The sequence below is a fragment of the Ralstonia sp. SA306 genome (assembly GCF_054792405.1).
Genome location: NZ_CP096451.1, coordinates 1,887,541 through 1,913,418, shown reverse-complemented (window position 1 = coordinate 1,913,418; position 25,878 = coordinate 1,887,541). Strand labels below are relative to the sequence as shown.

Sequence of the window (25,878 nt, the reverse complement as noted above, 5' to 3'; positions counted from 1 at the left end):
TAACGGGTTGGCCCCATTGTGGGGGGCAAAACCGCTGTGCTATAAAAACCACGTGCCGCGTACATCGCGCGGCGCCGTCAGGGGAGAAAAGCATGGCAGTCCGGTTCTACGATGAAATGCTCAACTGGCATGACGGGGACCGCAACCCTCACGCCGCCGAACCGGCCCCGGCAGCCCTCGTCCAGCAAGGCGAGGTGCGCGGCCACTACGGACGTTTCGCCGAATGGCTGGGCGCGCAGTCCGCCACGACGCTGCAGAACAAGCGCGCCGAGGCAGACCTGATCTTCCGCCGCGTCGGCATCACCTTTGCCGTGTACGGCGACAAGGACGAATCGAACAGCGGCACCGAGCGCACGATTCCGTTCGACATCATTCCGCGCATCTTCCCGGCCAGTGAGTGGGCCAAGCTCGAACGCGGCCTGCGGCAACGCGTTGATGCGCTCAACCGCTTTCTGCACGACATCTATCACGAGCAGAACATCCTGCGTGCCGGCGTTATCCCGCCCGATCAGATCTACAACAACGCCCAATACCGCCCCGACATGCTCGGCGTGGACGTGCCGCGCGACATCTACGCGCACGTGGCCGGCATTGACATCGTGCGTGCCGGCGAGGGCGAGTTCTACGTGCTGGAAGACAACCTGCGCGTGCCTTCCGGTGTGTCGTACATGCTGGAAAACCGCAAGATGATGATGCGGCTGTTTCCGGAATTGTTTGCGCGCAATCGTGTGGCGCCCGTCGCGCATTACCCCGACATGCTGCTCGACATGCTGCGCAGCGTGTCGCCGCAGAACATTGCCGATCCGACGGTGGTGGTGCTCACGCCCGGCATGTACAACTCGGCGTATTTCGAGCATGCGTTTCTTGCGCAGCAGATGGGCGTTGAGCTGGTGGAGGGGCACGATCTTTTCGTGCAGGACGATCACCTCTATATGCGCACGACGCAGGGTCCGCAGCGCATCGACGTCATCTATCGCCGGGTGGACGACGATTTCCTCGATCCGCTGGTGTTCCGGCCGGATTCTTCCCTGGGTGCAGCAGGGCTGCTGTCGGTCTATCGCGCGGGCAACGTCACGATCTGTAATGCCATCGGCACCGGCGTGGCGGATGACAAGTCGATCTATCCATATGTGCCGGACATGATCCGCTTCTACCTTGGCGAAGAGCCGATCCTCAATAACGTGCCGACGTACATGTGCCGCCGGCCGGACGACCTGCAATACGTGCTCGACCACATGGGCGAACTGGTGGTCAAGGAAACGCACGGTGCAGGCGGCTACGGCATGCTGGTCGGTCCGGCCGCCACGCAGGAAGAGATTGCCGCCTTCCGTGAGGTGGTGAAGGCTCGCCCGGAACAATACATTGCGCAGCCCACGCTGGCGTTGTCGACTTGTCCAACGTATGTGGAAGCAGGCATCGCGCCGCGCCATATCGATTTGCGGCCGTTCGTGCTGTCCGGCAAGGATGTGCGCATGGTGCCGGGCGGCCTCACGCGCGTGGCGTTGCGGGCGGGCTCGCTGGTGGTCAACTCGTCGCAGGGAGGCGGGACGAAGGATACGTGGGTGCTGGAGCGCTGAACGCTCGCGCATTGTCGCAACTGGCAGTCGATCAATTGCATATCGAATACGTAGAAGGGAACGCCATGCTCAGCCGCACCGCAGACCACCTTTTCTGGATGGCGCGCTACACCGAACGCGCCGAGAACACCGCCCGCATGCTCGACGTGAACTACCAGACCTCGCTGCTGCCGCAATCCGCGGAAGTGGCCGAGCAGGGCTGGTGGGCAATGCTCGACATCTGCGAACTGACGCAGGTCTTTGACGAACGCTATGGCCTGCTCTCGCGCGACGATGTGATCGATTTCATGGTGCGTGACATGACCAACCCGTCGTCGATCATGAGTTGCCTGCGCGGCGCGCGTGAGAACGCCCGGGCGGTACGCGGCTCCATCACGACCGAGGTTTGGGAGACCATCAACACCACGTGGCTGGACGTTCAGCGCCTGATTGCCGAAGGCATGCTGCGGGACGATCCGTCGCAATTCTTTGAATGGGTGAAGTTCCGCTCGCATCTGTCGCGCGGCGTGCAGGTCGGCACCATGCTGACGGACGACGCGTTCCATTTCATGCGCCTGGGCACGTTCCTGGAACGCGCAGACAACACTGCACGGCTGCTGGATGTGAAGTTCCAGTCCACGCCCACCCGCGATGAAACCGCGGCGGAGCAGGGCGACTTCTACCATTGGGCCGCCACGCTGCGCTCGGTGTCGGGCTTCGAGGTCTACCGCAAGATCTATCGCAACGTCATTACGCCGACGCGCGTGGCGGAGTTGCTGATTCTGCGCAGCGACATGCCGCGTTCGCTGCTGGCCAGCATGGACGAGGTGGTTGAGATTCTTGCGACTGTGCGCAACAGTCAATCGGCAGAGACCGAACGTCGCGCTGGTAAACTGCACGCCGACCTGCGGTACGCCCGCATCGAAGATATTTTTGCGGTCGGCCTGCATGCCTGGCTGACCAACTTCCTGGAGCGGATCGGCGACTTGGGCAACGGCATCAGCCAGGATTTCCTGGTGCCGCTCGAGGTGGCGTGACGTGCAGGACAATGTGCATACATCGGGGCGCCATTTTCGGGTGGTGCCCGTGTCATCGTGAAATACCAAATTCGACACACGACGGTCTACCGTTATGCCGAGCCGCTGCGCCACAGCGTGCATGAGCTGCGGCTGACGCCTCGCAGCGGCGAGCTGCAGCAGGTGGACAGCTGGCAGATCCACGCGCCTGGCAACCTCACGCGTGCCACGGACGGTTTCGGCAATGTCGTCCATCACTTCACCCTCGGCAACCGCACGGATGACGTCGTCATCGACGCGCGTGGCATTGTCGAGGTGTTTCCTGCGGGCGCGCCCGGCAGCCATCGGTTTGTCGATGCGCCCGGGCAAGGGCGCTATCGCGTGTCGCCGCTGTATTTTCTGAGTGCTACGTCGCTGACTTCCGCGCCGCCCGAGATGATCAACTTTGCGCGCGAGCACGCGCTGGTGCACGGAGACGCGGAATCTGCGGTACGCCTTGCGCAAGCCATCGCCACGCGCGTGAGCTACAAGCCGAACACCACCCACGTTGGCACCACCGCTGCGGAGGCGTTTGGCCTGGGCACGGGCGTATGCCAGGACCAGGCGCAGGTGATGGTCGCGTGCTGCCGGGCGCTGGGTGTCCCGGCGCGCTATGTCAGCGGCTATTTCCATGCCGTGGGCGAAGAGGATCTTGCCAGTCACGCCTGGGCCGACGTTTGCCTCGACGCCGAATCGCACACGTGGTGCAGCATCGATGTCACCCACCAGTGCTTTACCGATGCCCGCCACATCCGGCTGGCAGTCGGGCGCGATTACCAGTCCGCGGCTCCGGTTCGCGGTGTGCGGCAGGGCGGGGGTGCCGAGACGCTGGATGTCAGCATTTCCATCGAGCCATTGCCCGCCGACGCTACCCGAGTGAATTGAGCATCTCTTCCAAGCGCGCAGATGGGTTCCGATCGGCGCGCTAGAATGCCTTCAACCCACCGTTTCCGTTTGTTGCTTCGCCCATGACTTATTGCGTCGCCATGCGCCTGGACGCAGGCCTTGTGTTCCTGTCCGACTCCCGCACGAATGCGGGCGTGGACGCCATTTCCACGTTCCGCAAAATGACCGTCTTCGAGCGCGAAGGCGATCGTGTCATGGTGCTGCTGACGGCCGGCAATCTGGCGATCAGTCAGGCGGTGCGCCAAGTGCTGACCGAAGCGCGCGGCAAGCCGCGCTCGCTGTGGACGGCGCGGGACATGTTCGAGGCCGCCACGATTGTTGGCGAGGCCGTGCGCGACGTCTACGACCGCGACGCGGCAGCGCTGGCCAAGGCCAAAATCGACTTCAACGTCAGCATCGTCTTCGGCGGGCAGATCGGCGCAGAGCGGCCGCGCCTGTTCAACGTCTACGCGGCAGGCAACTTCATTGAAGCCACGCCCGAGAATTGCTATTTCCAGATCGGCGAAGCCAAGTACGGCAAGCCGATCATCGACCGAGTGGTCAGCCCGGGGCTGCCGCTGGACGAAGCTGCAAAATGCGCGCTGATTTCGATGGATTCAACGCTGAAATCGAATATTTCCGTGGGCTTGCCGCTGGATCTACTTGTCTATGAGACCGACTCCCTGCGTGTGACGCGCTTTGTCGCCATCGACGAAGAGAACCCATATTTCACGATGATTCGCGGCACATGGGGCAAGCGCCTGCGCCAGGTGTTTGCCGAAATCGACGATCCGGATTGGGAAACCGGCACTTCGCCTTCGTACCCGTTGCGCCGCGAGGGTCATCCCTCCGCGGAGGTCGGGCCCGTGCGCATCGCGCCGCCCGCCGCTGACGCGCCCGCAGTGCCGGAGCGCGCGCCCGGTCCTGCGTTGGAGCAGGTATCCACGATCCAGCGCGTGGCCGGCGGATCGCAGAAGTCGCACTGAGGCACAGGATCTGCGATGCGTGATGTGATGCTTTTTTCGCATGCCAACGGCTTTCCCGTGGGAACGTATCGCAAGATGCTAGGCGTGCTGGGTGACGAATTCGACATCCGCGCCGTGGAGCGTTTTGGGCATGATCCGCGTTTTCCTGTCACCCGTTCCTGGCCTGGTCTGGTGAAGGAGCTGCTCGCCGAAATCGACGCGCAGGCCGAGCCGGTCTGGCTGGTGGGTCATTCGCTGGGCGGCTTCTTGAGTTTGATGGCGGCGCTGCGCCGGCCCGAGCGCGTGCGTGGCGTCGTGATGCTCGATTCGCCGATCATCGCGGGATGGCGCGCCAAGCTGCTGCGCGTGGCGCAATGGCTGGACATTGACGAGAGCCAATCGCCTGCCGCGGCGACGAAAAACCGGCGCCATCTGTGGCCCGATCTCGACTCCGTCTGGAGCCACTTCAAGGCCAAGCGCAAGTTCGATCGTTGGGACGAAGACGTGCTGCGCGACTATGTCGAGCATGGCACCGAGCCTACCGGGCGTGACCACGAGCGCACACTGCGCTTCTCGCGCGAAATCGAATACCAAATCTATCGGACATTGCCGACCAACATGGGGCGTAAAGTCGCTGGCGGCACGGCGTTCCCCGTCAGCTTTGTGGCTGGCACGCGTTCACGCGAGATTCGCCAAGTCGGACTGGGCGCGACCCGGCGCATCGTCGGCGGGAGGCTGCGCTGGATCGAGGGCAGTCATCTTTATCCGATGGAAAAGCCGCTCGAAACGGCCCGGTTGATCCGCGAGTTGATCAACGAAATGCGCGCCAACGCAGGCGCCATGCGGCACGCCGCATAGGCGAGGCTGCCTTGGGGCAAATTCCACCGTTCTGTCACGGATCGGAGAGGGGACCTTTGCTATAATCCGGCTTTCCCCGGCAAGCTAGGTCATGACCAAGTTCGTATTCGTTACCGGTGGCGTAGTGTCCTCACTCGGCAAGGGCATCGCCGCCGCCTCGCTCGCGGCCATTCTCGAGTCGCGCGGCCTCAAAGTCACCCTCCTCAAACTCGATCCTTACATCAACGTCGACCCGGGCACGATGAGCCCGTTCCAGCACGGCGAAGTGTTTGTGACCGAGGACGGCGCAGAAACCGACCTCGATCTTGGCCACTACGAGCGTTTTGTCTCGGCCAAGATGCGCAAGGCGAACAACTTCACCACCGGCCAGATTTACGAATCCGTGATCCGCAAGGAGCGTCGCGGCGAGTATCTCGGCAAGACGGTGCAAGTGATTCCGCATATCACCAACGAAATCCAGGCGTTCATCGAGCGCGGTGCTGCTGCATCGCATGGCGGTAAGGCCGATGTGGCGATCGTGGAAATCGGCGGTACGGTGGGCGATATCGAATCGCTGCCGTTCCTGGAAGCCGCACGTCAGATGAGCCTGCGCCTGGGTCGCAACCAGGTGGCGTTCGCACACCTGACGCTGGTGCCGTTCATTGCCAGCGCCGGCGAGCTGAAGACCAAGCCGACCCAGCACTCGGTGCAGAAGCTGCGCGAAATCGGCGTGCAGCCGACCGCGCTGCTGTGCCGCGCCGACCGCCCGATTCCCGACGATGAGCGCGCGAAGATTTCGCTTTTCGCCAACATGCCGCAGGACGCGGTCATCTCAGTGTGGGATGTCGACACCATCTACAAGATCCCGCAAATGCTCAACGAGCAGGGGCTGGATCGCATCATCTGCGAAGAGCTGCGCATCGAAGCGCCGCCGGCAGACCTGTCGGTGTGGGCGCATATGGTGCACACGCTGGAAAACCCGCAGCACGAGATCACCATCGGCATGGTCGGCAAATATGTTGACCTGACCGAGTCGTACAAGTCGCTGATCGAGGCGCTGCGCCACGCCGGCCTGCATACCTCGACGCGCGTCAATATCGAGTACATCGATTCCGAAGAACTGGAATCGGGCCATACGCAGGTGCTGGACACGCTGGACGCGATTCTGGTGCCGGGCGGCTTCGGCAAGCGCGGTACGGAAGGCAAGATCCGCGCAATTCAGTACGCACGTGAAAAGGGCGTGCCGTACCTGGGCATCTGCCTGGGGATGCAGTTGGCAGTGATCGAATTCGCCCGCCATCTGGCCGGCATGAAAGACGCCAACAGCACGGAATTCAACGACGAGACCGAACACCCGGTGGTCGCGCTCATTACCGAATGGCTGGATCGCGATGGCCGCGTGGAAAAGCGCTCGGCCGACTCCGACCTGGGCGGCACCATGCGCTTGGGCTCGCAGCGCGTGCCGGTGCAATCTGGCACCAAGGCAGCGGCAATCTATGGCGCGGAAGTCAACGAGCGCCATCGTCACCGCTACGAGGTGAACAATCACTACGTGCCTCAGCTGGAAAAGGCCGGGATGATCATCTCCGCGCGCACGCCGTCGGAAAACCTGCCGGAAATGATGGAGCTGCCGGCGTCGATGCACCCGTGGTTCGTCGGCGTGCAGTTCCACCCGGAATTCACCTCGACGCCGCGTGATGGCCACCCGCTGTTCAAGGCCTACGTGGAAGCCGCGCTGGCGCATCACCAGCAGAACACGCAACGCGCTGTCGCCTAAGCGCCGGCACACGGGAACATCATGAAACTCTGCGATTTCGAAGTCGGCCTCGACAAACCGTTCTTCCTGATTGCCGGCACCTGCGTGATCGAATCCGAGCAGATGGCGATCGACACCGCCGGTACGCTCAAGGAGATTACCGGCGAGCTGGGCATTCCGTTCATCTACAAGTCGTCGTTCGACAAGGCGAATCGCTCGTCGGACGCCTCGTTCCGCGGTCTGGGCATGGAAGAGGGGCTGCGCATTCTGGCGGAAGTGCGTCGCCAGGTGGGCGTGCCTGTGCTGACCGACATCCACGAGATCGATGAGATCAAGCCCGTGGCCGAAGTCGTGGACGTGCTCCAGACGCCGGCGTTCCTGTGTCGCCAGACCGATTTCATCCGTGCCTGCGCGCAGAGCGGTAAGCCCGTCAATATCAAGAAGGGCCAGTTCCTCGCGCCGCACGACATGAAGAATGTCATCGACAAGGCGCGTCATGCTGCCCGCGATGCCGGCCTGCCGGAAGACAACTTCATGGCCTGCGAGCGCGGTGCCTCGTTTGGTTACAACAACCTCGTGTCAGACATGCGCTCGCTCGCGATCATGCGAGAGACGGGGGCGCCGGTGGTGTTCGACGCCACGCATTCGGTGCAATTGCCGGGCGGCCAGGGCACCAGCTCGGGCGGCCAGCGCGAGTTCGTGCCGGTGCTGGCACGTGCGGCCATCGCCGCGGGCGTGTCGGGCGTTTTCATGGAAACGCACCCCGATCCCGCATGCGCGAAATCAGACGGTCCGAATGCCGTACCGCTGCGTCGCATGAAAGACTTGCTGTCGGTTCTGAAAGAACTGGATGTGCTCACCAAGCGCAGCGGTTTCCTGGAAAATCAGTTCGACTGATTGACTGATCCCAACCCGACCGGCGGCAGCGTATGCTGCCGTCGTCGTTTGTTGCAGCTTCTGGAGAGAGACACATGGCCGCTGGCTACATCCTCGCGTACGTGGACGTGACAGACCCCGTGCAATACGAACAATACAAAGTGCTGTCGACCAAGGCCATGCAGGCTCATGGCGCGGAGCCGCTGGTGCGCGGCGGCAAGACCGAGCAGCTGGAAGGCGAGTGGAACCCGACGCGTATCGTCGTGCTGAAGTTTGCAAGCTACGATGCTGCGAAGGCGTTTTATGACAGCGAGGAATACTTGGCTGCGCGCGATGCGCGCGCCAAGGCCGCCAAGATGAACATGATTGTGGTCGAAGGCATCTAAGCCCATCGACTGCTTGCGTTAGCTTTAAGACACCAAGAGGGATTTTCATGAGTGCCATCGTAGATATCATCGGTCGCGAAGTGCTGGACTCGCGCGGCAATCCGACTGTCGAATGCGACGTGCTGCTGGAATCGGGCGTGATGGGCCGTGCCGCGGTGCCGTCGGGCGCATCCACCGGCTCGCGCGAAGCCATCGAACTGCGTGACGGCGACAAGTCGCGCTACCTGGGCAAGGGCGTGCTCAAGGCCGTCGAGCACATCAACACCGAAATCTCCGAGGCCATCATGGGCCTGGACGCGTCGGAACAGGCTTTCCTGGATCGCACCCTGATCGATCTGGACGGTACCGAGAACAAGAGCCGCCTGGGCGCAAACGCCATGCTGGCCGTGTCGATGGCTGTTGCCAAGGCTGCTGCCGAAGAAGCCGGTCTGCCGCTGTATCGCTACTTCGGCGGTTCGGGCGCGATGCAGATGCCGGTGCCGATGATGAACATCGTCAATGGCGGTGCACACGCCAACAACAGCCTGGACATCCAGGAATTCATGGTGATGCCGGTCGGCCAGTCGAGCTTCCGTGAAGCCCTGCGCTGCGGCGCAGAGATCTTCCACGCACTGAAGAAGATCCTGGCTGACAAGGGTATGAGCACGGCCGTTGGCGACGAAGGCGGCTTCGCACCGAACTTCGCCAGCAACGAAGAGTGCCTGAACACCATCCTGTCGGCCATCGAGCAAGCTGGCTACAAGGCCGGTGAAGACGTGCTGCTGGCGCTGGACTGCGCTGCTTCCGAGTTCTACAAGGACGGCAAATATCACCTCGAAGGCGAAGGCCTGCAGCTGTCGTCGGAAGATTTCGCCAACTACCTGGCAAATCTGGCTGACAAGTTCCCGATCGTGTCGATCGAAGACGGCATGCACGAGAGCGATTGGGCCGGTTGGAAGGTCCTGACCGAAAAGCTTGGCAAGAAGGTGCAGCTGGTGGGCGACGATTTGTTCGTTACCAACACCAAGATCCTGAAGGAAGGCATCGAGAAGGGCATCGCCAACTCGATCCTCATCAAGATCAACCAGATCGGCACGCTGACCGAGACGTTTGCCGCCATCGAGATGGCCAAGCGCGCCGGATACACCGCCGTGATCTCGCACCGCTCGGGCGAAACCGAAGACAGCACGATCGCCGATATTGCCGTTGGCACGAACGCTGGCCAGATCAAAACCGGCTCGCTGTCGCGCTCGGATCGCATGGCCAAGTACAACCAGTTGCTGCGTATCGAAGAAGACCTCGGTGATATCGCCAGCTACCCGGGCAAGTCGGCGTTCTATAACCTGCGATAATCCCTCGCAGTTTCGCTCCGCATGACTGTGCGACCGCCGCTTTGGCGGTCGCATGGTATTTGGGGCCCGAGTACCGCCAACGCTTGTCTCTATGCGCCTGATTACGCTGTTCCTGCTGCTGTTGCTGCTTGCTATCCAGTACCCGCTTTGGCTGGGCAAGGGCGGCTGGCTGCGCGTGTGGGACATGCAGAAGCAGGTGACGGCGCAGAATCAGCGCAACGCTGAACTGAAGCAGCGCAACACCAAGCTCGAAGGCGAAGTGAAGGATTTGAAGGAAGGCACGGGCGCCATTGAAGAGCGCGCGCGCTATGAGCTGGGGATGGTGAAGGACGATGAAGGCTTCGTGCAGTTCGTCGCGCCGGCCCCGAAAACCAGCGAAACTCCGCCCCCGCCGCCCCCTCCGGCGGGCCAGCAGGCGCATCACTGAGCCAGCTATGCGAACGCATCCTGCAGATGCGCTCGTCTTCAAGACAATTTCCGGGATTTACCAGTAGTACGGATAGCCCCACACGGGTGCCCCGTAGCTGACGCCCCAGCCGCCACGGTGCCGCCATCCGCTGCCGTAGTACACCGAATAGCCTCCGTAGTACGGATACGGCGCGTAGTACGGCGTGGCCGCATAGGCGCGCGCTTCGGCATCGCGTCTGATGGCTTGATCCGATTCGCGCAGCGCCTTGGCATTCAGCGCATCCAGCTTCTTGCGGTCTTCCGCCGACAACGGCGCGGATGCCGCAGCCTGCGTATCGTCCGACAGCCGGGCGGTGTAGGGGGTACCGCCCGGGCCGCGCGGCACGGCAACGCAGGCCGACGCCAGCAGCGCCGCGCCAATCGGCAACGCCAGCGCACCAGCGCGAGAGAGACTCAACGATCGCAAGGACGAGGAAGTGGGCTCAGACATGATGCGCTCCGCAGCAAGCGGCAGATGAAGAAACTGGCGACTTAGAGCGTGGGCGGCACCGATAAGTGCCGCGCGCCACGCGCACTTCATACTATGTCGCCGTGTTCAGTGGCGCTGGTCGGACGCGCCCTGGATGCCTTGCGCGACGGTCTCCTGTGCGAAGAGCTGTGCACAGTCCACGGCGTCGAAGCTGTAGTGCTGGCCGCAGAATTCGCAGTCGATTTCCACCTGGCCGCGCTCTTCCAGAATGCTGTCGACCTCGGGTTGGCCCAGCGTACGCAGCATCGACCCCACTCGCAGGCGGGAGCACGAGCAGCGGAACCGCGGGGTTTGCGGCTCGAACATGCGGATGCCGGCCGCTTCCATTTCTTCCCAGTACAGGCGCTTGATGAGCGTGTCGATCGGCTGTTCGAGCAGTTCGTCGCGGCGCAGCGTCTTGCCTAGCTGGCAAACGCGCTCCCACGTGTCGAGATCTTGCTCCTGCACGTCGTGGTGCAGCGGCTGGCCCGTCTCGCCAACTTGCGCAGGCACGTGGGTCGTGCGGCCTTCCATGGTGCCGCCATACGAAGGCAAGCGTTGCAGCAACATGCCCGACGCGACCTTGCCGTCGGCGGCCAGCCACAGGCGCGTGTCGAGCTGCTCAGAGCTTTGCATGTAGTGCTCAAGCACTTCGGTGATGCTGGCAAGCGGCCCGTTCTCATCCGACAGGGGCACGATGCCTTGATACGGCTGCTGGCCCGGCAACTTGTCTTGCGGATCGAGCGTGATGGCGAAGCGTCCGTTGCCGTGCACGTTGACCATGGCAGCCAGCGTGGCGTCGTCGGCAATCTCGACGCCTTCGGCAATCTTGGCGGTGGCGCGCATCGACAGGTCGGAGTTGCACTCCACGACCAGCATGTGCACCGGGCCGTCACCGTGCAGTTGCATGACGAGCGCGCCGTTGAACTTGAGGTTGGCTGACAGCAGCGCGGCGGCGGCCATCATCTCACCCAGCAGCGTGCTGACCGGGGCAGGGTAGCGGCGGTGGCTCAGCACCTCTTGCCATGTCTCTTCCAGGCGCACCAGTTCACCGCGCACAGGCGCGGCGTCGAATACAAATTTCTTCAGCTCGTCAGTCATCCATCGATCCGTTTCAGTTGCTGCTTGTACATCGCCTGACGCACCGCATACGTTTCGGTGTTCAGGTGCATCTTGGCGATGTCGTCTTCCGTCAGTTTGCGCACAGCCTTGGCGGGCGCACCCAGAATGAGCGTGCCATCTTCGAAGACCTTGCCTTCGGTGACAATCGCGCCCGCGCCCACCAGGCAGTTCTTGCCGATCACCGCGCGATTGAGAACCACCGCCTGGATGCCGATCAGCGAGCCTTCGCCGATCGTGCAACCGTGCAGCATGGCCTGGTGGCCGATCGTCACTCGGTCGCCGATGTTCAGCGGGCAGCCCGGATCGGTGTGCAGCACCGAGCCTTCCTGCACGTTGCTGGCCTCGCCCACGGTAATCGGCTCGTTGTCGCCACGGATGACGGCGCCAGGCCACACGCTCGCACGTGCTTTCAGCTCCACGCGGCCGATGACGGTCGCTTCCGGGGCCACATAGGCGTTTGCGTCAATGGTCGGGGCAACATCGCCGAGTTGGTAGAGGGCCATGCGATCGGTCTCCAGAATCTGCGTAAATGGGGGGAATGGGCGGGTCTTCAAGCTTGCCGAGCGAGGCAGGCCGATGCGTCGAATTAAAATGGCGGAAAGTCCAAATTGTACGCTGATGACCGCTTCGCAGCCTTGCCCCAAAACGCTCCCCAACACGCTGCGCCACGCCGCCTTGGCAGCGCTGTGTCTCACTGATCCGGCCAGCAAGGTGGACGCCACGCTGCGTCTGGGCGAGCGCGCCAAGTGTGCCGACGACGCGAGCTGGGGCATTAACGAAGCCATGGCGACACCGGAAAGTGGTGTCCCCGGCCGCCCAGGCGCGCCGGTGCTCGTGCCGCCTTCCGAGGTTCCCCGCCGTCGTGCGATCGATACGCCACGTGGTCGGGGCGCGTTGTTGCACGCACTCGCGCACATCGAATTCAATGCCATCAATCTTGCGCTCGACGCCGTGTGGCGTTTTGCGGGGATGCCCGTGGCGTTCTACCAGGACTGGGCGCGTGTGGCCGCTGAAGAGGCCACGCACTTTTCGTTGCTTGCGGCCCACTTGGCAACGCTCGATTGCCGCTACGGCGATCACCCCGCCCACGACGGCTTGTGGCAGATGACGGAGAAAACTGCTGCCGATCCCCTCGCGCGCATGGCGCTGGTGCCGCGCACGCTTGAGGCGCGCGGGCTCGACGCCTCGCCGCCGATTCGTGCCAAGCTGGCCCAGGCTGGAGACATGGCGGCCGCTGGCATCCTCGACATCATCCTGCGCGACGAGATCGGCCACGTTGCGGTCGGCAATCGCTGGTACCGCTGGCTGTGCGAGCGCGCCGGCCTGGACCCCGTGCCAACGTATCGCAAGCTGGCCGAGCAATACGGTGCGCCGCGATTGCGCGGTCCATTCAACCTCGAGGCGCGCCGCCAGGCCGGTTTCGACGACGACGAAATTGCCGCCCTGGAAGCCTCGTTCTAAGCGCAACGGCGTTCCCCATCCGCCGCTATAATCTTCTGAAAAAGAACGATCGTTCGATTTCTATTGGGTGACGGAAACCATGGTCTCCACCACACAGCCTGCCGTGCGCCAGGCCTCCCGCTCGACATATCTGCCCGTGCGCGGCCTGCGCTATCACATCCGCGAATGGGGCGAACCCGGTGCGCCCATCCTCTTCCTGTTTCACGGGTGGATGGATGTGTCGGCGTCGTTCCAGTTTCTGGTCGATGCGCTGCGCGAGCGCTGGCATATCGTGGCGCCGGATTGGCGCGGGTACGGCCAGACCGCCCGACCCACCCAGGGCCCCGGCGTCGAGAGCTATTGGTTTGCCGATTACGTGGCCGACCTCGAAGCCATCATCGATCACTATCAGCCGGAAGGGCAGGTGACGCTGGTCGGACACAGCCTGGGCGCCAACGTGGTTTGCCTGTACGCGGGTATCCGGCCCGAGCGCGTGCGGCGCGTGGTGGATCTGGAGGGCTTCGGCATGTCGGCGTCGAAGGCATCACAGGCGCCGCGGCGCTATGCACGTTGGCTCGACGAGCTGAAGGACAAGCCGCGCCTGAACACCTACGCCACCGTTGAAGACGTCGCCGCGCGCCTGCAGAAGACCAATCCGCGTCTGCCGTCCGACAAGGCCGCATTCCTCGCGCAACACTGGTCGGGCCAGAACGCCGAGGGCCGCTGGGAAATTCTCGGCGACCCGGCGCACAAGATTATCAATCCGCAGCTTTATCGGCTGGATGAGGTGATGGAAATCTGGCGCTGTGTTACCGCGCCCGTGCTGCACGTCGAGGCAGTCGATTCACCCACGCTGAAGGCCATCGCGGGCGACGTGCCGCTGGCCGAGTTCAAGACACGCTTTGCGGCGTTTCCTGATTTCCGTGAGGTGCTGATTGCAGACGCGGGGCACATGCTGCACCACGATCAGCCGGAGCAGGTGGCCGCGCTGATCGAAGAGTTCTGCTTGCAGCGCTGAGCGACAGAGTCAATCGAGAAATCGCCGCGCCGCGCCGGGTGGCGGCAGGATGCAAGTGTCTGACCGCCCAAACCATCGATAGCGATTGCGCGCAACGCGGCGATACAGCGTGTCGCGCAGTGCTGCCGGGATCAACCAGCCGATCCATGCCAACCGCCAGGGCCAGCCGAGCGCATGCAGGATGCGCAGGACGGCGGCGCTTTCACGCCACGCACGGCCGTCTCGCACGAACAGCACGGTATCCACGCCATCCGGACTCACGCCGGCCTGCGCGAGCAACTGCCGTCCGGTCTCGCCCTGCATGGATGCGAAGCGCAGCACGCCTTGCCGATCGTGTCGCAGCAGAAATTGGATGGAGCCGCTGCACAGCAGGCAGTGCGCATCGTAGACAACGATCATTCGTGCTCCATCGTCGTCAGGTCGAGATAACCTCGATATGCCGCAACCACACCCAACAATGGCACGCTGGCGCGTACGTTGAAGTGGAAGCGATCACCCTCGCCGGATTCCTCTGCCAACACGGCCGGCCGCAGCCACGCCGGGCAAGGGATGCCGAGGAAGCGCAAGCCCGCCAGGCGCATCCGCAATACGCCGTGCTCCGCTTCCAGCGCAAAGAACAGACGCACCGCACCGAGCCGTTCCGTGATGCGCCCCTGATGCAGCGACAACGTTGAGCGCATCGTGTGGCGCGGGAAATGGCGCGTCCAGGTTTCTTCCGTGGCTGCGGCGTTGAGCGTGATTCGGATCGGGCCGCGTGTCGATGTGCGCGGCGTGCGGATGCACCAGGCAAGCCCGCGTGCGAGGCGCGAGGCGGGCGGCTCTGTTTCGACTTCACCGTGCAGCGTCACTGCGCCGGTCATTCGGTGGAACGTCTGCACCGCCGGCGCCAGTTGCGCGTATCGCCCGCCAAGCACGGTTTCGTAGAGCGACGGTGCGCGCATGCGGACGACCTACTCGGCAGCCACATGCAGCTTTGTCTGCAACCCCGCGTCGTTGCTCGAATGCGTATGCACGAGCGTCTTGTCCGGATTCGCGTAGCGGTACGCGCGGCGCAGCGCCATCGCCACCTCGTGGAAACCCGACAGAATCAGCTTCTGCTTGTTCGGATACAGCGCGATGTCGCCCGCCGCGAACACGCCCGGGCGCGACGTCTCGTACGCCGTCGTTTCCACCGTGATGCGGCCCGCGCGCATCTCTACGCCCCAGTTGACAATCGGGCCTGGCTCGGAGACCAAGCCATACAGCGCGATCAGTTCATCGCAGGGCAGAACGGTTTCGCCATCGCGCCCGCGGATGGCCGCGCCGGTGAGTGTGCCGTCGGGCGTGCTGTCCAGACGCGAGAGCATGCCCAGCGCGAAATCCATTTCGCCGGCGGTGACGGCGGCGCGCATTTCAGCGACGCTCGCATCGGCTGCGCGAAAGCCCTCTCGCCGATGGACCAGCGTTACACGTGCGGCCACTTTTCGCAGCGCGAGCGCCCAGTCGAGCGCGGAATCCCCGCCGCCAGCGATAACCACGCGCTTGCCCGCAAAGCGCGCAGTGTCGCGCACGGCATAGTGCAGATGGCGCCCTTCCAGCGCGGCCGCTTCAGGCAAAGCCACACGTTGTGGGGTGAACGCGCCGTTGCCTGCCGTGATGAGTACGGCGGCGCAGTCGAACACGTCGCCGGCGCTGGTGGTGACGCGAAAGCGCTGGCCGTGCTCGCTTTCCAGCGTTTCCACGGTTTCCGCGCGGCGACCGCAGAGAATGGGGTAGTTGAACGGCGCGCACTGGGCCATCAACCGGTCGACGAGTTCCTGCGCCGTGCACGAGACGAGCGCCGGGATGTCGTAGATCGGTTTTTCCGGGTACAGCTCCGTGCATTGGCCGCCCGGGCGGTCCAATGCATCCACCAGCACACACGACATGCCGAGCACGCCTGCCTGGAAGGCTGCAAATAGCCCCACTGGCCCCGCACCCACGACGAGCACGTCGATGCGTTGCTGCAAGGGCTGAGGTAGATCGGCGGGGAATTTGGCGGAAGTCATGGCAAAGCGTCGAGAACGAAACAATGCGGCCACTATAGCCTGCAGCAAGCGCCTCGCCGCGAACACCGCCACGGGCAGTCGGGTCTTCCGAATGCCGATCTTTAGTGGGGTGAGGTCCCCCGGTTGCGCGACGCGGCAGTAAAATGGCGAAATGCCAAACATCTCCGCCGCCTCCGCCCGAAATGCCGATCTGCACTGCCATTCCACGGTGTCGGACGGCATGCTTGCGCCGCAGGAAGTGGCTGCCCGCGCTGCCGCGCACGGTGTGACGCTCTGGGCGTTGACCGACCACGACGAAGTGGGTGGGCAGGCCGCTGCTCGCGAAGCGGCAACGGCCTTGGGCATGGATTACCTCTCGGGCGTAGAGATTTCCGTGACTTGGGCGGGGCGCACGCTGCACATCGTCGGTCTTGGCATCGATCCGGATAACCCCGATCTGGTGCAGGGGCTCGAACGGACACGCTCCGGCCGCTGCGCGCGCGCCGAAGACATCAGCGCCGCGCTGGCCAAGCTCGGCATCGAAGGCGCTTATGAAGGTGCGTTGCGCTACGCCGGCAATCCCGACATGGTCTCACGTACCCATTTCGCGCGCTTCCTGGTCGAGCACGGTCACTGCCGCGACATCCACGAGGTATTTGACCGCTATCTGGGCGACGGCAAGCCGGGTTACGTGCCGCATCGCTGGGCACGCCTGGCCGATGCGATCAACTGGATCAAGGGCGCGGGTGGCGTCGCGGTGATGGCGCATCCAGGGCGCTACACGCTGTCGCTGGTCGAGCACGGCGCGCTGTTTGACGAATTCAAGGCGCTGGGCGGGGAGGGCGTCGAGGTCGTCACCGGCAGCCATACGCCCGACCAATATGCGCTGTACGCCGACGTGGCCCGCCGTTACGGCCTGCTGGCGTCGCGCGGTTCAGACTTCCATGGTCCAGGTGAGGGCCGCGTCGAACTCGGCACGCTGCCGCCGCTACCCGACAACCTGACGCCGGTGTGGAGCCGGTGGATGTCCTGAGCGCGCGGCTGCCATGTCCCAGTTCTTCCAGATTCACCCGACCACCCCGCAAGGGCGCTTGATTCGCCAGGCCGTGGAGATCATCCGCGGCGGCGGCCTGGTCGCGCTGCCCACCGATTCCTGCTACGCGCTCGCCTGCCATCTGGACGACAAATCGGCCGTCGAGCGCCTGCGCCGCGTGCGCGGCATCGACGAGAAGCACCACCTCACGCTGATGTGCCGCGACCTTTCCGAGCTGGCCACGTTTGCACGCGTCGACAACAAGCAGTACCGCGTGCTGAAGGCGGCGACGCCGGGGCCGTTCGTCTTCCTGCTCGAGGCGACCAAGGAAGTGCCGCGCCGGCTTTCGCACCCGTCGCGCAAGACGATCGGCCTGCGCGTACCGGAACACGCGATTCCCCTGGCACTGATGGCGGAGTTGGGTGAGCCGCTGCTCTCGGCCACGCTGCAACTGCCCGGCGACGACGAACCGCTCAACGAGGCCGAGACCATTCGGGACCGGCTTGAAAAGCAGCTCGAACTCGTCATCGACGGCGGTCCAGCCCCGGCTGAACCGACCACCGTCATCGACCTGACCAGCGGCGAGCCCGAACTTGTGCGCCAAGGCCGGGGCGATCCGGCTCGCGTGGGCCTGTAGGCCAGCCGTTGGCGCGCACTTCGGTGGCGCCTTGCCGCGGCGCGCGCTTGCTACAATAGCTCGCCTATGGACCCCACACTGATCCAGAACATCGCGGTTTACGCGATTCCCGTCCTGTTTGCCATCACGCTGCATGAGGCGGCGCATGGCTATGTCGCCAAGCATTTCGGCGACGATACAGCCTATGTCATGGGCCGCGTCAGCATCAATCCGCTGCGGCACATCGATCCCATCGGCACAATCGCAATGCCGCTGCTGCTGTATTTCGCAACCAAAGGCGCTTTCGTGTTTGGCTATGCCAAGCCGGTGCCGGTGCGCTTCGACCGTCTACGCGATCCGCGCTGGCACGGCATGTGGGTGGCGCTGGCGGGGCCCACCACCAACTTTGTTCAGGCGATCTTCTGGGGCGTGTTGGCGGTTGTGTTCGCGCTGGGCGGTGTGAATGAGCCGTTCCTGATCGGCATGGCGCGCGCTGGCATTCTGGTCAATATGGTGATGGCGGCGTTCAACATGTTTCCGCTGCCGCCGCTTGATGGCGGGCGCGTGCTGGCAGCACTCCTGCCGCCTCGGATGGCGCTCGGTCTGTCGCGCATCGAACCGTTCGGCTTCTTCATCGTGATGGCGTTGATCATTTCCAACGTCATCACCAATGTCTGGATGCGCCCGATCATGGCGCTGCTGTTTCAACTGCTGCAGTGGATTCTGAGCCCGTTGCAGATGCTGTTTTCCTGAGTCTTCAACTCCATTTCCCACATGTTTCCTGACCGCGTTCTCTCCGGCATGCGTCCGACCGGTGCTCTGCACCTGGGGCATTACCACGGCGTCTTGAAAAACTGGGTCCGGCTGCAAGCCGAGTACCCGTGCTTCTTCTTCGTCGCCGACTGGCATGCGCTGACCACGCACTACGAGTCACCCGAGGTGATCGCGCAATCCGTGTGGGAAATGTTGATCGACTGGCTCGCTGCCGGCGTCGATCCGACGCAGTCCACGCTGTTCATCCAGAGCCGTGTGCCCGAGCACGCCGAGCTGTTCCTGCTGCTTTCGATGGGCACACCGCTGGGTTGGCTCGAACGCGTGCCGACGTACAAGGACCAGATCGAGAAGCTCAAGGAGAAGGATCTCTCCACCTACGGCTTCCTCGGCTACCCGCTGCTGCAGGCCGCTGACATCTTGATCTACCGCGCCGGCTTCGTTCCGGTGGGCGAAGACCAGGTGCCGCACGTCGAGATGACGCGCGAAGTTGCCCGCCGCTTCAACTACCTCTATGGCCGCGAACTGGGCTTCGAAGAGAAAGCGCTGGAAGCGGCTAAGAAACTCGGCGGCAAGCGCGCCAAGCTGTATCTGGAACTGCGCACCGCGTACCAGGAGCGTGGCGAAGATGAGGCTCTGGAGCAGGCTCGCGCACTGCTTGCCGAATCCCAGAGCCTCTCGATGGGCGACCGCGAACGCCTGTTCGGCTACCTGGAAGGTGCCCGCAAGATCATCTTGCCCGAGCCGCAGGTGCTGCTGACCGAGGCATCGCGCATGCCGGGTCTCGACGGCCAAAAGATGTCCAAGTCGTACGGCAACACGATCCGCATGCGCGAGGACAAGGAAACCGTCGAGAAAAAGGTCCGTACCATGCCGACCGACCCGGCCCGCGTGCGCCGCACCGATCCGGGCGACCCGGACAAGTGCCCGGTCTGGCAACTGCACCAGGTCTACTCCGACGCCGACACGAAAGAGTGGGTGCAGAAGGGCTGCCGCAGCGCCGGCATCGGCTGCCTGGAATGCAAGCAGCCCGTGATCGAGGGCATTCTGCGCGAACAGCAGCCGATGCTCGAACGCGCCCAGAAATACATGGACGATCCGTCATTGCTGCGCGCCATCATCGCCGATGGCTGCGACAACGCCCGTAAGGTCACGCAAGAGACCATGCGCGAGGTGCGCGAGGCGATGGGTCTGACATATAGCTGATGGGCCGTTGATGTCTGCTGCCGCATTGGATCCGCACACGCTTGCTGCGCCGTCACCGTGGGTGGCGCGTTGGGCGGCTGAACTGCCGGCCGGCGCCTCCGTGCTGGATGTGGCTTGCGGCAGCGGCCGCCACGCACGTTGGCTCGCTGCACGTGGCCTGCAAGTGACGGGCATCGACCGTGACGCGGCAACGCTTTCGGGTCTCGCTGGCATCGCCCAAACCATCGTCGCCGACATCGAAGGCAACCCGTGGCCGTTGCCCGCCGGGGCCACTTTCGATGCCGTCGTCGTTACGAATTACTTACACCGACCGCTCTGGCCGCGTTTGCTGGCGTCCGTCGCGCCGGGCGGCCGCCTGATCTACGAAACCTTCGCCGTCGGAAACGAAACCGTCGGGAAGCCGTCCAATCCGGCATTCCTGCTGGCGCCGGGCGAATTGCTCGATGCGGTGCGCGGCCAACTGCGGGTAATCGGCTACGAAGATGGTTTTCTCGCGTCGCCCCGAGATGCTTACGTGCAGCGGGTTTGCGCGGTTCGTGAGCTTGCGGGGACGGTTGCGTCGCGCTATGCACTTTGAAGTTGCTGAGGACGGCGGCTTACCCGTCTCTTGGCGGGTCCCAGATGTGGCGAATCCGTTCTGACGATCCGGTACAATCCGACTGTTTACGTTCACGCTTTTGTCTGCTTTCGAAACCATGATCCAGATTTCCGGCAGTCTCGTCGCCATCGTCACGCCCATGCACGAGGACGGCAGCCTTGATTTCCCGTCCCTGCGCAAGCTCATCGACTGGCACATCGCCGAAGGTACCGACGGCATCGTGATCGTCGGCACCAGCGGTGAATCGCCGACCGTGTCGGTGGAAGAGCACCGTGAGCTGATCCGCGTGGCGGTCGAGCAGGCCAACAAGCGCATCCCCATCATTGCGGGCACCGGCGGCAACTCCACCACCGAGGCGGTCGAGCTGACGGCCTATGCCAAGCAAGTGGGCGCCGATGCCTCCCTGCAGGTCGTGCCGTACTACAACAAGCCGACGCAGGAAGGGATGTACCTGCACTTCCGCAAGGTAGCCGAGTCGGTGGATCTGCCCGTCATTCTGTACAACGTGCCGGGCCGCACGGTGGCCGATATGACGGTCGAAACCATGCTGCGTTTGGCCGAAGTGCCGGGCGTCATCGGCGTGAAGGAAGCCACCGGCAACATCGACCGCGCGGCGCACCTCATCAAGGGCGCACCGGCCTCGTTCAAGATTTATAGCGGGGATGACCCGACGGCCATCGCGCTGATGCTGCTGGGCGGCCACGGCAACATTTCCGTGACAGCCAACGTGGCGCCGCACGCCATGCACGAACTGTGCGCGGCTGCCATGCGCGGCGATGTGGAAACGGCTCGCCGCATTCACATGCAATTGCTGTCGGTGCACAAGAACCTGTTCGTCGAGTCGAACCCGATTCCCGTCAAGTGGGCTCTCCAAGCCATGGGCAAGATGGAGGGCGGCATCCGCCTGCCGTTGACGCCGCTGGCACCCCAGTATCACGAGGTTGTACGCGCATCCCTGAAGGATGCTGGGCTACTCTCCTGATTGTTTCAAGGCCCCTTCCAGGCGCTTCTGGGCCCTTAAGCCATCGTTCTCATCTGAAGGATCGCAAGTCAATGAAACTGCACCAAACCCGTCGCGGGGCTGTGGCGACGTCCGCTCAACTGTTGCTGGCCGCGCTGTCGGTTGCCCTGATTTCCGGTTGCGATACCGTCAATGAGGTGATGCAGCCGGACCGCATCGATTACAAATCGCAGGCAAAGAAGGGCCCGACGCTTGAAGTCCCGCCCGACCTGACCGGCATCCAGGCTGACCGCCGCTATGCCGCGCCTGATACGGGCACGACCACGCTCTCGGCCTACACGTCGACGGCGCCCAAGGTCACGACGCCTGGTTCGGGCACCGACAACGTGCTGCCCGCCGTGTCCGACATGCGCATCGAGCGTGATGGCAATCAGCGCTGGCTGGTCGTGAAGACCACGCCAGATGCTCTGTGGCCGCAATTGCGCACCTTCTGGCAAGAACTGGGCTTCCTGCTGGTGATCGACTCGCCCGAGACCGGCATCATGGAAACCGACTGGGCCGAGAACCGCGCGAAGATTCCGCAGGACATCATCCGCCGCACCGTCGGCAAGGTGTTCGATGGCCTGTACTCGACGTCGGAGCGCGACAAGTTCCGCACCCGCATCGAGAAGGGACCGAATGGCATGGTCGAGGTCTACATCTCACACCGCGGCGCGCAGGAACAACTGGTCGGGTCGTCCAAGGACCAGACTGTGTGGACACCGCGTCCGGCCGATCCGGAACTCGAGGCCGAATTCCTCTCGCGCCTGATGCAGCGTCTGGGCGCCAGCAAGGAAGCCGCGCAGCAGAAGCTTGCGCAAACGCAGGCTGCGCATCCGGTGCAAGACGGCACGAAGGCTGAACCGGCCCCGCGTACCGGCCCGTCGCTGCTGACGCAATCGAATGGCCAGCCGGTCCTGCAGGTGCCGGAGCCCTTCGATCGCGCCTGGCGTATCGTGGGCCTGGCACTGGACCGCGTGAACTTCACCGTGGATGATCGCGACCGCTCGCAAGGCGTGTACTTCGTCCGCTACGCTGATACGCGTGCCGAAGCCAACGCACCGGGCTTCTTCTCGCGCCTGTTCTCGGGCACGAAGATCGAGGACCTCAAGCGCGCCAAGCGTTACCGCGTGGTTGTGAAGGACGCAGGTACGTCGTCGACGGTGCTGGTGCAGAACGATGATGGCTCCGCGCAGACCGGCGATATCGGCAAGCGCATCCTGTCGCTGCTCGACGAGCAACTGCGGTAATCGGCGTCATGCAGTACGGCTGCCTGGGTGGGCGATGACACTGAGATTCGCCAGCCTTGGCAGCGGCAGTGAAGGGAATGCGCTGCTCGTCGAATCCGCGAGCGGAGCGACGTGCACGCGCATCCTTCTGGATTGCGGATTTGGTATCCGCGAGACCGTTCGGCGGCTCGAACGCTTGGGCTGTGCGCCGGAATCCCTCAGCGCCATCCTCGTTACGCACGAGCATAGCGATCACGTTGGCAGCGCTTATGCGTTTGCCGCCAAGTTCAATATCCCCGTCTGGACCAGCCACGGCACGTATCGCGCCACGGAAAACCTGCGCGGCGCCGACCGTGCGGCCGTGCGTTTCTGCCGCGCCGACGATATGTTCTGTGTTGGCGATTTGCAGATATTGCCGTACACCGTGCCGCACGACGCGCGGGAGCCCCTGCAGTTTGTTTTCAATGACGGTGCACGGCGCCTGGGTGTGCTGACCGATGCCGGCATGTCGACGGAATACCTCTGCACGCATCTGACGGGCATGCACGCCCTCGTGCTCGAATGCAATCACGACCGGGAGATGCTGGCCAATTCAGCCTATCCCTGGTCATTGAAGCGTCGTATCGGCGGGGATTTTGGCCACTTGGCCAATGACATTGCCGCTGCGATCCTCACCCGCGTGCGCCACGACGCCTTGCATACGGTCGTGGCCGCGCATTTGTCCAAGCAGAACAACACGCCGTTATTGGCTGCTGAGGCGATCGCCGTGCCGCTGGGGGCTAGTGCCGAAGACGTGCCGATCGCGGATCAGGAAGAGGGGCTGATCTGGCGCACCGTTTGAGTGCGCTAGGACAAATCGAGCAGCTTGTAAGATTCAGAAACAACTTTGAATGGCGGATGGGCCGCATAGTTGTTGCCCGAATGCTCCAGCGCCAGATTTCGCCCATGAAAAAAGCCGACCCAGAGGTCGGCTTTTTCGTCTCGCGAGAAACGCGATTATTGCTTGGCAGCCGGAGCCGAAGCGTCAGCAGCCGGAGCCGATGCAGCAGCGTCCGAAGCAGCCGGAGCAGCAGCGGCGTCCGAAGCAGCCGGAGCAGCGGCCGGAGCAGCAGCTTCCGAAGCAGCAGCGGCCGGAGCCGAAGCTTCCGGAGCAGCGGCCGGAGCAGCAGCTTCTTCCTTCTTACCGCAAGCAGCCAGAGCCACAGCAGCCATCAGCGAGGCGATCAGGAGAGACTTTTTCATTTTTTCGATCCTTAAACTGAATATGGAAAGCGGACAACAGAAAGGCGATGAATAATTACCGGTAATTATCGCTCAGGTACTACACCTTCTTCTATGCTGGCAGCCAAGTCGCACGAGGGCTGCTCGGCCTGCAAGCTAGCGTCGGATTATAGCGACCTTTACCTACCCTGTGTAGCGGAGTCGGGGCTGACGCACGTGCGATTCAGACGCTTTTGTAACGATCTGTTTCAACGCGGAATCATCGCTTCGCGGGTCCAGCCAGCCTCAGCCAGCCTTCTTCATACCATGCATGCAGCGTATCCATCAGATCCGGCAAACCGGCCGCCGCATCGACGGTAGCAGCACTCGCACGACGTGCGTCCGCCAACGCGGAGAGCCACGCAAGCAACGTTCCCGAAGGCTCGAACGTATCGCCGTTGATCCAGAAGCGGTGCGCGTCATACAGCGCCTGCGTGCGTGCGTCGAGCACGATGCCTTCCTTGCGCGCGCGGGCTGTGAAGCGAGCGAGCGGCAAACGGGGCTGCGTGACGAAGTCGACGTGATCCTTGGGCTCGGAAAGGTACGCGCCGAGGAATTCACCGACGAGTTCGGGCGTCCAGCGCAGCGCGTTGAGCTTCTGGGCAAGAGCCTTGACCATGGCAGCCGGTAATTCACCGGGGCGGGCGGTGGGTTTTTGTTCGGGGTCGGCGTAACGGCCTTCGAAGTTGGGGTCGTCTTCCAGGGTTTGCGACAGGAAGCCCAAGAAGTGGCCGGCCAGTTCACGGTACGACGGTGAGCGAAAACCGATCGAGTACGTCATGCAGTCGCCCTCTGCCACGCCATCGTGTGCGTAGTGGGGGGGCAGATACAGCATGTCGCCGGGCTCGAGCACAAATTCCTCTTCAGGCTGGAAGTTGGCCAGGATTTTGAGCGGCAGATCGGGGATGAGCGTGAGATCGTCCTGGGCGGAAATGCGCCAGTGGCGTTTGCCGTGGGCTTGCAGCAGGAACACGTCGTACGAATCGAAGTGGGGGCCGACGCCGCCGCCGTCGGTGGCGAAGCTGATCATCACGTCATCAAGCCGCGCGTCGGGAATGAATCGGAAACGCTGCATGAGGGCTTCGACCGCGGGCTCGACGAGGTTTGCGCCTTGCACAAGCACCGACCAGTTGCGTGTCTTGCGCGAGGGCAGCGGGCGTTCGTCGAAGGGGCCGTGATTGAACGTCCAGCGCCCGCGCGATTGCGCGATCAGGCGGGACTCGACGTCGGGGCGCTCCGCCAAGGCAAGTACACGCTCCGGCGATAGTGGAAAGTGCAGCGCACGCATCTCTTCGGGCGAGAGTGCCTGCCGAATCAGCAGAGGTTTTTTCTGCCAGTGCGTGCGCATGAAATCGCGTGGCGACAACCCGCCCAGGAGTTGCGCCGGACGCTCTGCCGGAAGAGCGGGTTGGACGCCGCCATCGGCAGCGTATAATGGGACTTCGTTCATGGAGTGCGCAATTGAAAATCGCGAAGAATACGGTGGTGTCGGTCGCTTACAAACTGTCCGACGCGCAGGGCAACGTCATCGAGGAATCCGATGAGCCGATGGTGTATTTGCACGGCGGCTATGATGGCACGTTCCCCAAGATCGAGGAAGCGCTGGACGGCCAGGAGCAAGGCTTTGAGACCAAACTGCAGCTCGAACCGGACGACGCCTTCGGTGACTACGATCAAGAGCTGATCAAGATCGAGCCGCGTGATCGCTTTCCGGAACCGCTCGAAGTTGGCATGCAGTTCGAGGGCGTGCCGGAAGATGGCGACGAGGAAGACGCCATTGTCTACACCGTCACCGACGTGGCGGAAGACAAGGTCGTGCTAGATGGCAATCACCCGCTGGCCGGCATGGCGCTGCGCTTTGACCTGAAGGTGACTGAAGTGCGTGAAGCCACCGCTGAAGAAATCGAGCACGGCCACGTGCACGGTGAAAACGGTCTTGAAGTGGTGGATGAGGACGAAGACGACGACAAGCCGCACACGCTGCACTGATCGGCAAGTCCATCGAGATGCGAGAAC

At 63.3% G+C, this 25,878-nt stretch carries 29 protein-coding genes; 21 read left to right on the top strand and 8 right to left on the bottom strand.

Annotated elements, in window-relative coordinates; genetic code table 11:
• Nucleotides 1-92 precede the first annotated feature (92 nt).
• From M1D44_RS09160 to ftsB, 10 genes are all read left to right on the top strand, one after another.
• Nucleotides 93-1,577 carry a circularly permuted type 2 ATP-grasp protein gene (locus M1D44_RS09160; RefSeq protein WP_024976053.1) on the top strand — a complete coding sequence of 495 codons (1,485 nt, stop codon included), beginning with the start codon at nucleotides 93-95 and terminating at the stop codon, nucleotides 1,575-1,577.
• Nucleotides 1,578-1,642: 65 nt separating this feature from the next.
• The gene (locus M1D44_RS09155) at nucleotides 1,643-2,593 is read left to right on the top strand and encodes an alpha-E domain-containing protein (RefSeq protein WP_024976052.1); all 951 of its coding nucleotides are present in this window, start codon (nucleotides 1,643-1,645) and stop codon (nucleotides 2,591-2,593) included.
• Nucleotides 2,594-2,650: 57 nt separating this feature from the next.
• The gene (locus M1D44_RS09150; protein ID WP_112185230.1) at nucleotides 2,651-3,496 is read left to right on the top strand and encodes a transglutaminase family protein; all 846 of its coding nucleotides are present in this window, start codon (nucleotides 2,651-2,653) and stop codon (nucleotides 3,494-3,496) included.
• Between the two features lie 83 nt (nucleotides 3,497-3,579).
• Nucleotides 3,580-4,482, top strand: coding sequence for a peptidase (locus M1D44_RS09145; RefSeq protein ID WP_024976050.1), 903 nt, complete (start codon nucleotides 3,580-3,582; stop codon nucleotides 4,480-4,482).
• Between the two features lie 15 nt (nucleotides 4,483-4,497).
• Nucleotides 4,498-5,319 (top strand): alpha/beta fold hydrolase, encoded by an 822-nt coding sequence (locus M1D44_RS09140; protein WP_316853803.1) that lies wholly within the window; start codon nucleotides 4,498-4,500, stop codon nucleotides 5,317-5,319.
• A gap of 91 nt (nucleotides 5,320-5,410) precedes the next feature.
• Nucleotides 5,411-7,075: a CTP synthase gene (locus M1D44_RS09135; protein ID WP_024976048.1), complete on the top strand. Its 1,665-nt coding sequence runs from the start codon at nucleotides 5,411-5,413 to the stop codon at nucleotides 7,073-7,075.
• Between the two features lie 21 nt (nucleotides 7,076-7,096).
• The gene (gene kdsA / locus M1D44_RS09130) at nucleotides 7,097-7,951 is read left to right on the top strand and encodes a 3-deoxy-8-phosphooctulonate synthase (protein WP_024976047.1); all 855 of its coding nucleotides are present in this window, start codon (nucleotides 7,097-7,099) and stop codon (nucleotides 7,949-7,951) included.
• Between the two features lie 74 nt (nucleotides 7,952-8,025).
• Entirely contained in the window at nucleotides 8,026-8,316 is a 291-nt protein-coding gene (locus M1D44_RS09125) for a DUF1330 domain-containing protein (RefSeq protein WP_024976046.1), read from the top strand.
• A gap of 47 nt (nucleotides 8,317-8,363) precedes the next feature.
• Nucleotides 8,364-9,647, top strand: a complete 1,284-nt coding sequence (eno, locus tag M1D44_RS09120; protein ID WP_024976045.1) for a phosphopyruvate hydratase — start codon at nucleotides 8,364-8,366, stop codon at nucleotides 9,645-9,647.
• A gap of 91 nt (nucleotides 9,648-9,738) precedes the next feature.
• Nucleotides 9,739-10,074, top strand: a complete 336-nt coding sequence (gene ftsB, locus M1D44_RS09115; RefSeq protein WP_024976044.1) for a cell division protein FtsB — start codon at nucleotides 9,739-9,741, stop codon at nucleotides 10,072-10,074.
• A 57-nt stretch (nucleotides 10,075-10,131) separates the two neighbouring features.
• Here the strand turns inward: ftsB and M1D44_RS09110 are convergent, their stop codons facing one another.
• From M1D44_RS09110 to M1D44_RS09100, 3 genes are all read right to left on the bottom strand, one after another.
• Nucleotides 10,132-10,545, bottom strand: coding sequence for a hypothetical protein (locus M1D44_RS09110; RefSeq protein ID WP_112185991.1), 414 nt, complete (start codon nucleotides 10,543-10,545; stop codon nucleotides 10,132-10,134).
• Nucleotides 10,546-10,650: 105 nt separating this feature from the next.
• Nucleotides 10,651-11,664 carry an Hsp33 family molecular chaperone HslO gene (gene hslO, locus M1D44_RS09105; RefSeq protein WP_316853802.1) on the bottom strand — a complete coding sequence of 338 codons (1,014 nt, stop codon included), beginning with the start codon at nucleotides 11,662-11,664 and terminating at the stop codon, nucleotides 10,651-10,653.
• Nucleotides 11,661-12,188 carry a gamma carbonic anhydrase family protein gene (locus M1D44_RS09100; protein ID WP_004626140.1) on the bottom strand — a complete coding sequence of 176 codons (528 nt, stop codon included), beginning with the start codon at nucleotides 12,186-12,188 and terminating at the stop codon, nucleotides 11,661-11,663. The genes hslO and M1D44_RS09100 overlap by 4 nt, the downstream gene beginning before the upstream one ends.
• Before the next feature lie 115 nt (nucleotides 12,189-12,303).
• On the opposite strand from M1D44_RS09100, the gene M1D44_RS09095 reads away from it, so the two are divergent.
• Nucleotides 12,304-13,146, top strand: a complete 843-nt coding sequence (locus M1D44_RS09095; protein ID WP_316853801.1) for a ferritin-like domain-containing protein — start codon at nucleotides 12,304-12,306, stop codon at nucleotides 13,144-13,146.
• 79 nt (nucleotides 13,147-13,225) lie between these two features.
• Nucleotides 13,226-14,143, top strand: coding sequence for an alpha/beta fold hydrolase (locus M1D44_RS09090; RefSeq protein ID WP_316853800.1), 918 nt, complete (start codon nucleotides 13,226-13,228; stop codon nucleotides 14,141-14,143).
• Between the two features lie 9 nt (nucleotides 14,144-14,152).
• Here the strand turns inward: M1D44_RS09090 and M1D44_RS09085 are convergent, their stop codons facing one another.
• The 3 genes from M1D44_RS09085 to M1D44_RS09075 are packed head-to-tail and all read right to left on the bottom strand — an operon-like array spanning nucleotide 14,153 to nucleotide 16,170.
• Nucleotides 14,153-14,542 (bottom strand): thiol-disulfide oxidoreductase DCC family protein, encoded by a 390-nt coding sequence (locus M1D44_RS09085; RefSeq protein WP_024976039.1) that lies wholly within the window; start codon nucleotides 14,540-14,542, stop codon nucleotides 14,153-14,155.
• A complete protein-coding gene (locus M1D44_RS09080) occupies nucleotides 14,539-15,084 on the bottom strand; it encodes a DUF4166 domain-containing protein (protein WP_024976038.1) in 546 nt (181 codons plus the stop codon). The genes M1D44_RS09085 and M1D44_RS09080 overlap by 4 nt, the downstream gene beginning before the upstream one ends.
• Before the next feature lie 9 nt (nucleotides 15,085-15,093).
• Nucleotides 15,094-16,170: an NAD(P)/FAD-dependent oxidoreductase gene (locus M1D44_RS09075; protein ID WP_316853799.1), complete on the bottom strand. Its 1,077-nt coding sequence runs from the start codon at nucleotides 16,168-16,170 to the stop codon at nucleotides 15,094-15,096.
• Nucleotides 16,171-16,321: 151 nt separating this feature from the next.
• Between M1D44_RS09075 and M1D44_RS09070 the strand changes: the two genes are divergently transcribed.
• The 8 genes from M1D44_RS09070 (at nucleotide 16,322) to M1D44_RS09035 (ending at nucleotide 23,443) form a co-directional block, all read left to right on the top strand.
• Nucleotides 16,322-17,182: a 3',5'-nucleoside bisphosphate phosphatase gene (locus tag M1D44_RS09070; RefSeq protein ID WP_024976036.1), complete on the top strand. Its 861-nt coding sequence runs from the start codon at nucleotides 16,322-16,324 to the stop codon at nucleotides 17,180-17,182.
• Between the two features lie 13 nt (nucleotides 17,183-17,195).
• Nucleotides 17,196-17,819 (top strand): L-threonylcarbamoyladenylate synthase, encoded by a 624-nt coding sequence (locus tag M1D44_RS09065; RefSeq protein WP_045204327.1) that lies wholly within the window; start codon nucleotides 17,196-17,198, stop codon nucleotides 17,817-17,819.
• A 66-nt stretch (nucleotides 17,820-17,885) separates the two neighbouring features.
• On the top strand, nucleotides 17,886-18,551 hold the full coding sequence (locus tag M1D44_RS09060; RefSeq protein WP_316853798.1) for a site-2 protease family protein: 666 nt from the start codon (nucleotides 17,886-17,888) through the stop codon (nucleotides 18,549-18,551).
• 21 nt (nucleotides 18,552-18,572) lie between these two features.
• The gene (locus M1D44_RS09055; protein WP_024976033.1) at nucleotides 18,573-19,775 is read left to right on the top strand and encodes a tryptophan--tRNA ligase; all 1,203 of its coding nucleotides are present in this window, start codon (nucleotides 18,573-18,575) and stop codon (nucleotides 19,773-19,775) included.
• Between the two features lie 10 nt (nucleotides 19,776-19,785).
• A complete protein-coding gene (locus M1D44_RS09050; RefSeq protein ID WP_316853797.1) occupies nucleotides 19,786-20,352 on the top strand; it encodes a class I SAM-dependent methyltransferase in 567 nt (188 codons plus the stop codon).
• 118 nt (nucleotides 20,353-20,470) lie between these two features.
• Nucleotides 20,471-21,355, top strand: a complete 885-nt coding sequence (dapA, locus tag M1D44_RS09045; RefSeq protein ID WP_316853796.1) for a 4-hydroxy-tetrahydrodipicolinate synthase — start codon at nucleotides 20,471-20,473, stop codon at nucleotides 21,353-21,355.
• A gap of 71 nt (nucleotides 21,356-21,426) precedes the next feature.
• The gene (bamC, locus tag M1D44_RS09040) at nucleotides 21,427-22,623 is read left to right on the top strand and encodes an outer membrane protein assembly factor BamC (protein WP_112185215.1); all 1,197 of its coding nucleotides are present in this window, start codon (nucleotides 21,427-21,429) and stop codon (nucleotides 22,621-22,623) included.
• Nucleotides 22,624-22,657: 34 nt separating this feature from the next.
• Nucleotides 22,658-23,443 carry an MBL fold metallo-hydrolase gene (locus tag M1D44_RS09035; RefSeq protein WP_316853814.1) on the top strand — a complete coding sequence of 262 codons (786 nt, stop codon included), beginning with the start codon at nucleotides 22,658-22,660 and terminating at the stop codon, nucleotides 23,441-23,443.
• Between the two features lie 155 nt (nucleotides 23,444-23,598).
• On the opposite strand, the gene M1D44_RS09030 is transcribed toward M1D44_RS09035, so the two are convergent.
• Together M1D44_RS09030 and M1D44_RS09025 are read right to left on the bottom strand one after the other, a co-directional pair.
• Entirely contained in the window at nucleotides 23,599-23,844 is a 246-nt protein-coding gene (locus M1D44_RS09030; protein WP_080693654.1) for a hypothetical protein, read from the bottom strand.
• Nucleotides 23,845-24,082: 238 nt separating this feature from the next.
• Nucleotides 24,083-25,312, bottom strand: coding sequence for a ribosomal protein uL16 3-hydroxylase (locus M1D44_RS09025; protein WP_024976027.1), 1,230 nt, complete (start codon nucleotides 25,310-25,312; stop codon nucleotides 24,083-24,085).
• 11 nt (nucleotides 25,313-25,323) lie between these two features.
• On the opposite strand from M1D44_RS09025, the gene M1D44_RS09020 reads away from it, so the two are divergent.
• Nucleotides 25,324-25,851, top strand: coding sequence for an FKBP-type peptidyl-prolyl cis-trans isomerase (locus M1D44_RS09020; protein WP_024976026.1), 528 nt, complete (start codon nucleotides 25,324-25,326; stop codon nucleotides 25,849-25,851).
• Nucleotides 25,852-25,878 lie beyond the last annotated feature (27 nt).

Bases quoted from the DNA above. Each gene is read 5' to 3' on its own strand.
- M1D44_RS09160 (WP_024976053.1), top strand. From the start codon at position 93: ATGGCAGTCCGGTTCTACGATGAAATGCTCAACTGGCATGACGGGGAC.
- M1D44_RS09155 (WP_024976052.1), top strand. From the start codon at position 1,643: ATGCTCAGCCGCACCGCAGACCACCTTTTCTGGATGGCGCGCTACACC.
- M1D44_RS09145 (WP_024976050.1), top strand. From the start codon at position 3,580: ATGACTTATTGCGTCGCCATGCGCCTGGACGCAGGCCTTGTGTTCCTG.
- M1D44_RS09140 (WP_316853803.1), top strand. From the start codon at position 4,498: ATGCGTGATGTGATGCTTTTTTCGCATGCCAACGGCTTTCCCGTGGGA.
- M1D44_RS09135 (WP_024976048.1), top strand. From the start codon at position 5,411: ATGACCAAGTTCGTATTCGTTACCGGTGGCGTAGTGTCCTCACTCGGC.
- kdsA (WP_024976047.1), top strand. From the start codon at position 7,097: ATGAAACTCTGCGATTTCGAAGTCGGCCTCGACAAACCGTTCTTCCTG.
- M1D44_RS09125 (WP_024976046.1), top strand. From the start codon at position 8,026: ATGGCCGCTGGCTACATCCTCGCGTACGTGGACGTGACAGACCCCGTG.
- eno (WP_024976045.1), top strand. From the start codon at position 8,364: ATGAGTGCCATCGTAGATATCATCGGTCGCGAAGTGCTGGACTCGCGC.
- ftsB (WP_024976044.1), top strand. From the start codon at position 9,739: ATGCGCCTGATTACGCTGTTCCTGCTGCTGTTGCTGCTTGCTATCCAG.
- M1D44_RS09110 (WP_112185991.1), bottom strand. From the start codon at position 10,545: ATGTCTGAGCCCACTTCCTCGTCCTTGCGATCGTTGAGTCTCTCTCGC.
- hslO (WP_316853802.1), bottom strand. From the start codon at position 11,664: ATGACTGACGAGCTGAAGAAATTTGTATTCGACGCCGCGCCTGTGCGC.
- M1D44_RS09100 (WP_004626140.1), bottom strand. From the start codon at position 12,188: ATGGCCCTCTACCAACTCGGCGATGTTGCCCCGACCATTGACGCAAAC.
- M1D44_RS09095 (WP_316853801.1), top strand. From the start codon at position 12,304: ATGACCGCTTCGCAGCCTTGCCCCAAAACGCTCCCCAACACGCTGCGC.
- M1D44_RS09090 (WP_316853800.1), top strand. From the start codon at position 13,226: ATGGTCTCCACCACACAGCCTGCCGTGCGCCAGGCCTCCCGCTCGACA.
- M1D44_RS09085 (WP_024976039.1), bottom strand. From the start codon at position 14,542: ATGATCGTTGTCTACGATGCGCACTGCCTGCTGTGCAGCGGCTCCATC.
- M1D44_RS09080 (WP_024976038.1), bottom strand. From the start codon at position 15,084: ATGCGCGCACCGTCGCTCTACGAAACCGTGCTTGGCGGGCGATACGCG.
- M1D44_RS09075 (WP_316853799.1), bottom strand. From the start codon at position 16,170: ATGACTTCCGCCAAATTCCCCGCCGATCTACCTCAGCCCTTGCAGCAA.
- M1D44_RS09070 (WP_024976036.1), top strand. From the start codon at position 16,322: ATGCCAAACATCTCCGCCGCCTCCGCCCGAAATGCCGATCTGCACTGC.
- M1D44_RS09065 (WP_045204327.1), top strand. From the start codon at position 17,196: ATGTCCCAGTTCTTCCAGATTCACCCGACCACCCCGCAAGGGCGCTTG.
- M1D44_RS09060 (WP_316853798.1), top strand. From the start codon at position 17,886: ATGGACCCCACACTGATCCAGAACATCGCGGTTTACGCGATTCCCGTC.
- M1D44_RS09055 (WP_024976033.1), top strand. From the start codon at position 18,573: ATGTTTCCTGACCGCGTTCTCTCCGGCATGCGTCCGACCGGTGCTCTG.
- M1D44_RS09050 (WP_316853797.1), top strand. From the start codon at position 19,786: ATGTCTGCTGCCGCATTGGATCCGCACACGCTTGCTGCGCCGTCACCG.
- dapA (WP_316853796.1), top strand. From the start codon at position 20,471: ATGATCCAGATTTCCGGCAGTCTCGTCGCCATCGTCACGCCCATGCAC.
- bamC (WP_112185215.1), top strand. From the start codon at position 21,427: ATGAAACTGCACCAAACCCGTCGCGGGGCTGTGGCGACGTCCGCTCAA.
- M1D44_RS09035 (WP_316853814.1), top strand. From the start codon at position 22,658: ATGACACTGAGATTCGCCAGCCTTGGCAGCGGCAGTGAAGGGAATGCG.
- M1D44_RS09030 (WP_080693654.1), bottom strand. From the start codon at position 23,844: ATGAAAAAGTCTCTCCTGATCGCCTCGCTGATGGCTGCTGTGGCTCTG.
- M1D44_RS09025 (WP_024976027.1), bottom strand. From the start codon at position 25,312: ATGAACGAAGTCCCATTATACGCTGCCGATGGCGGCGTCCAACCCGCT.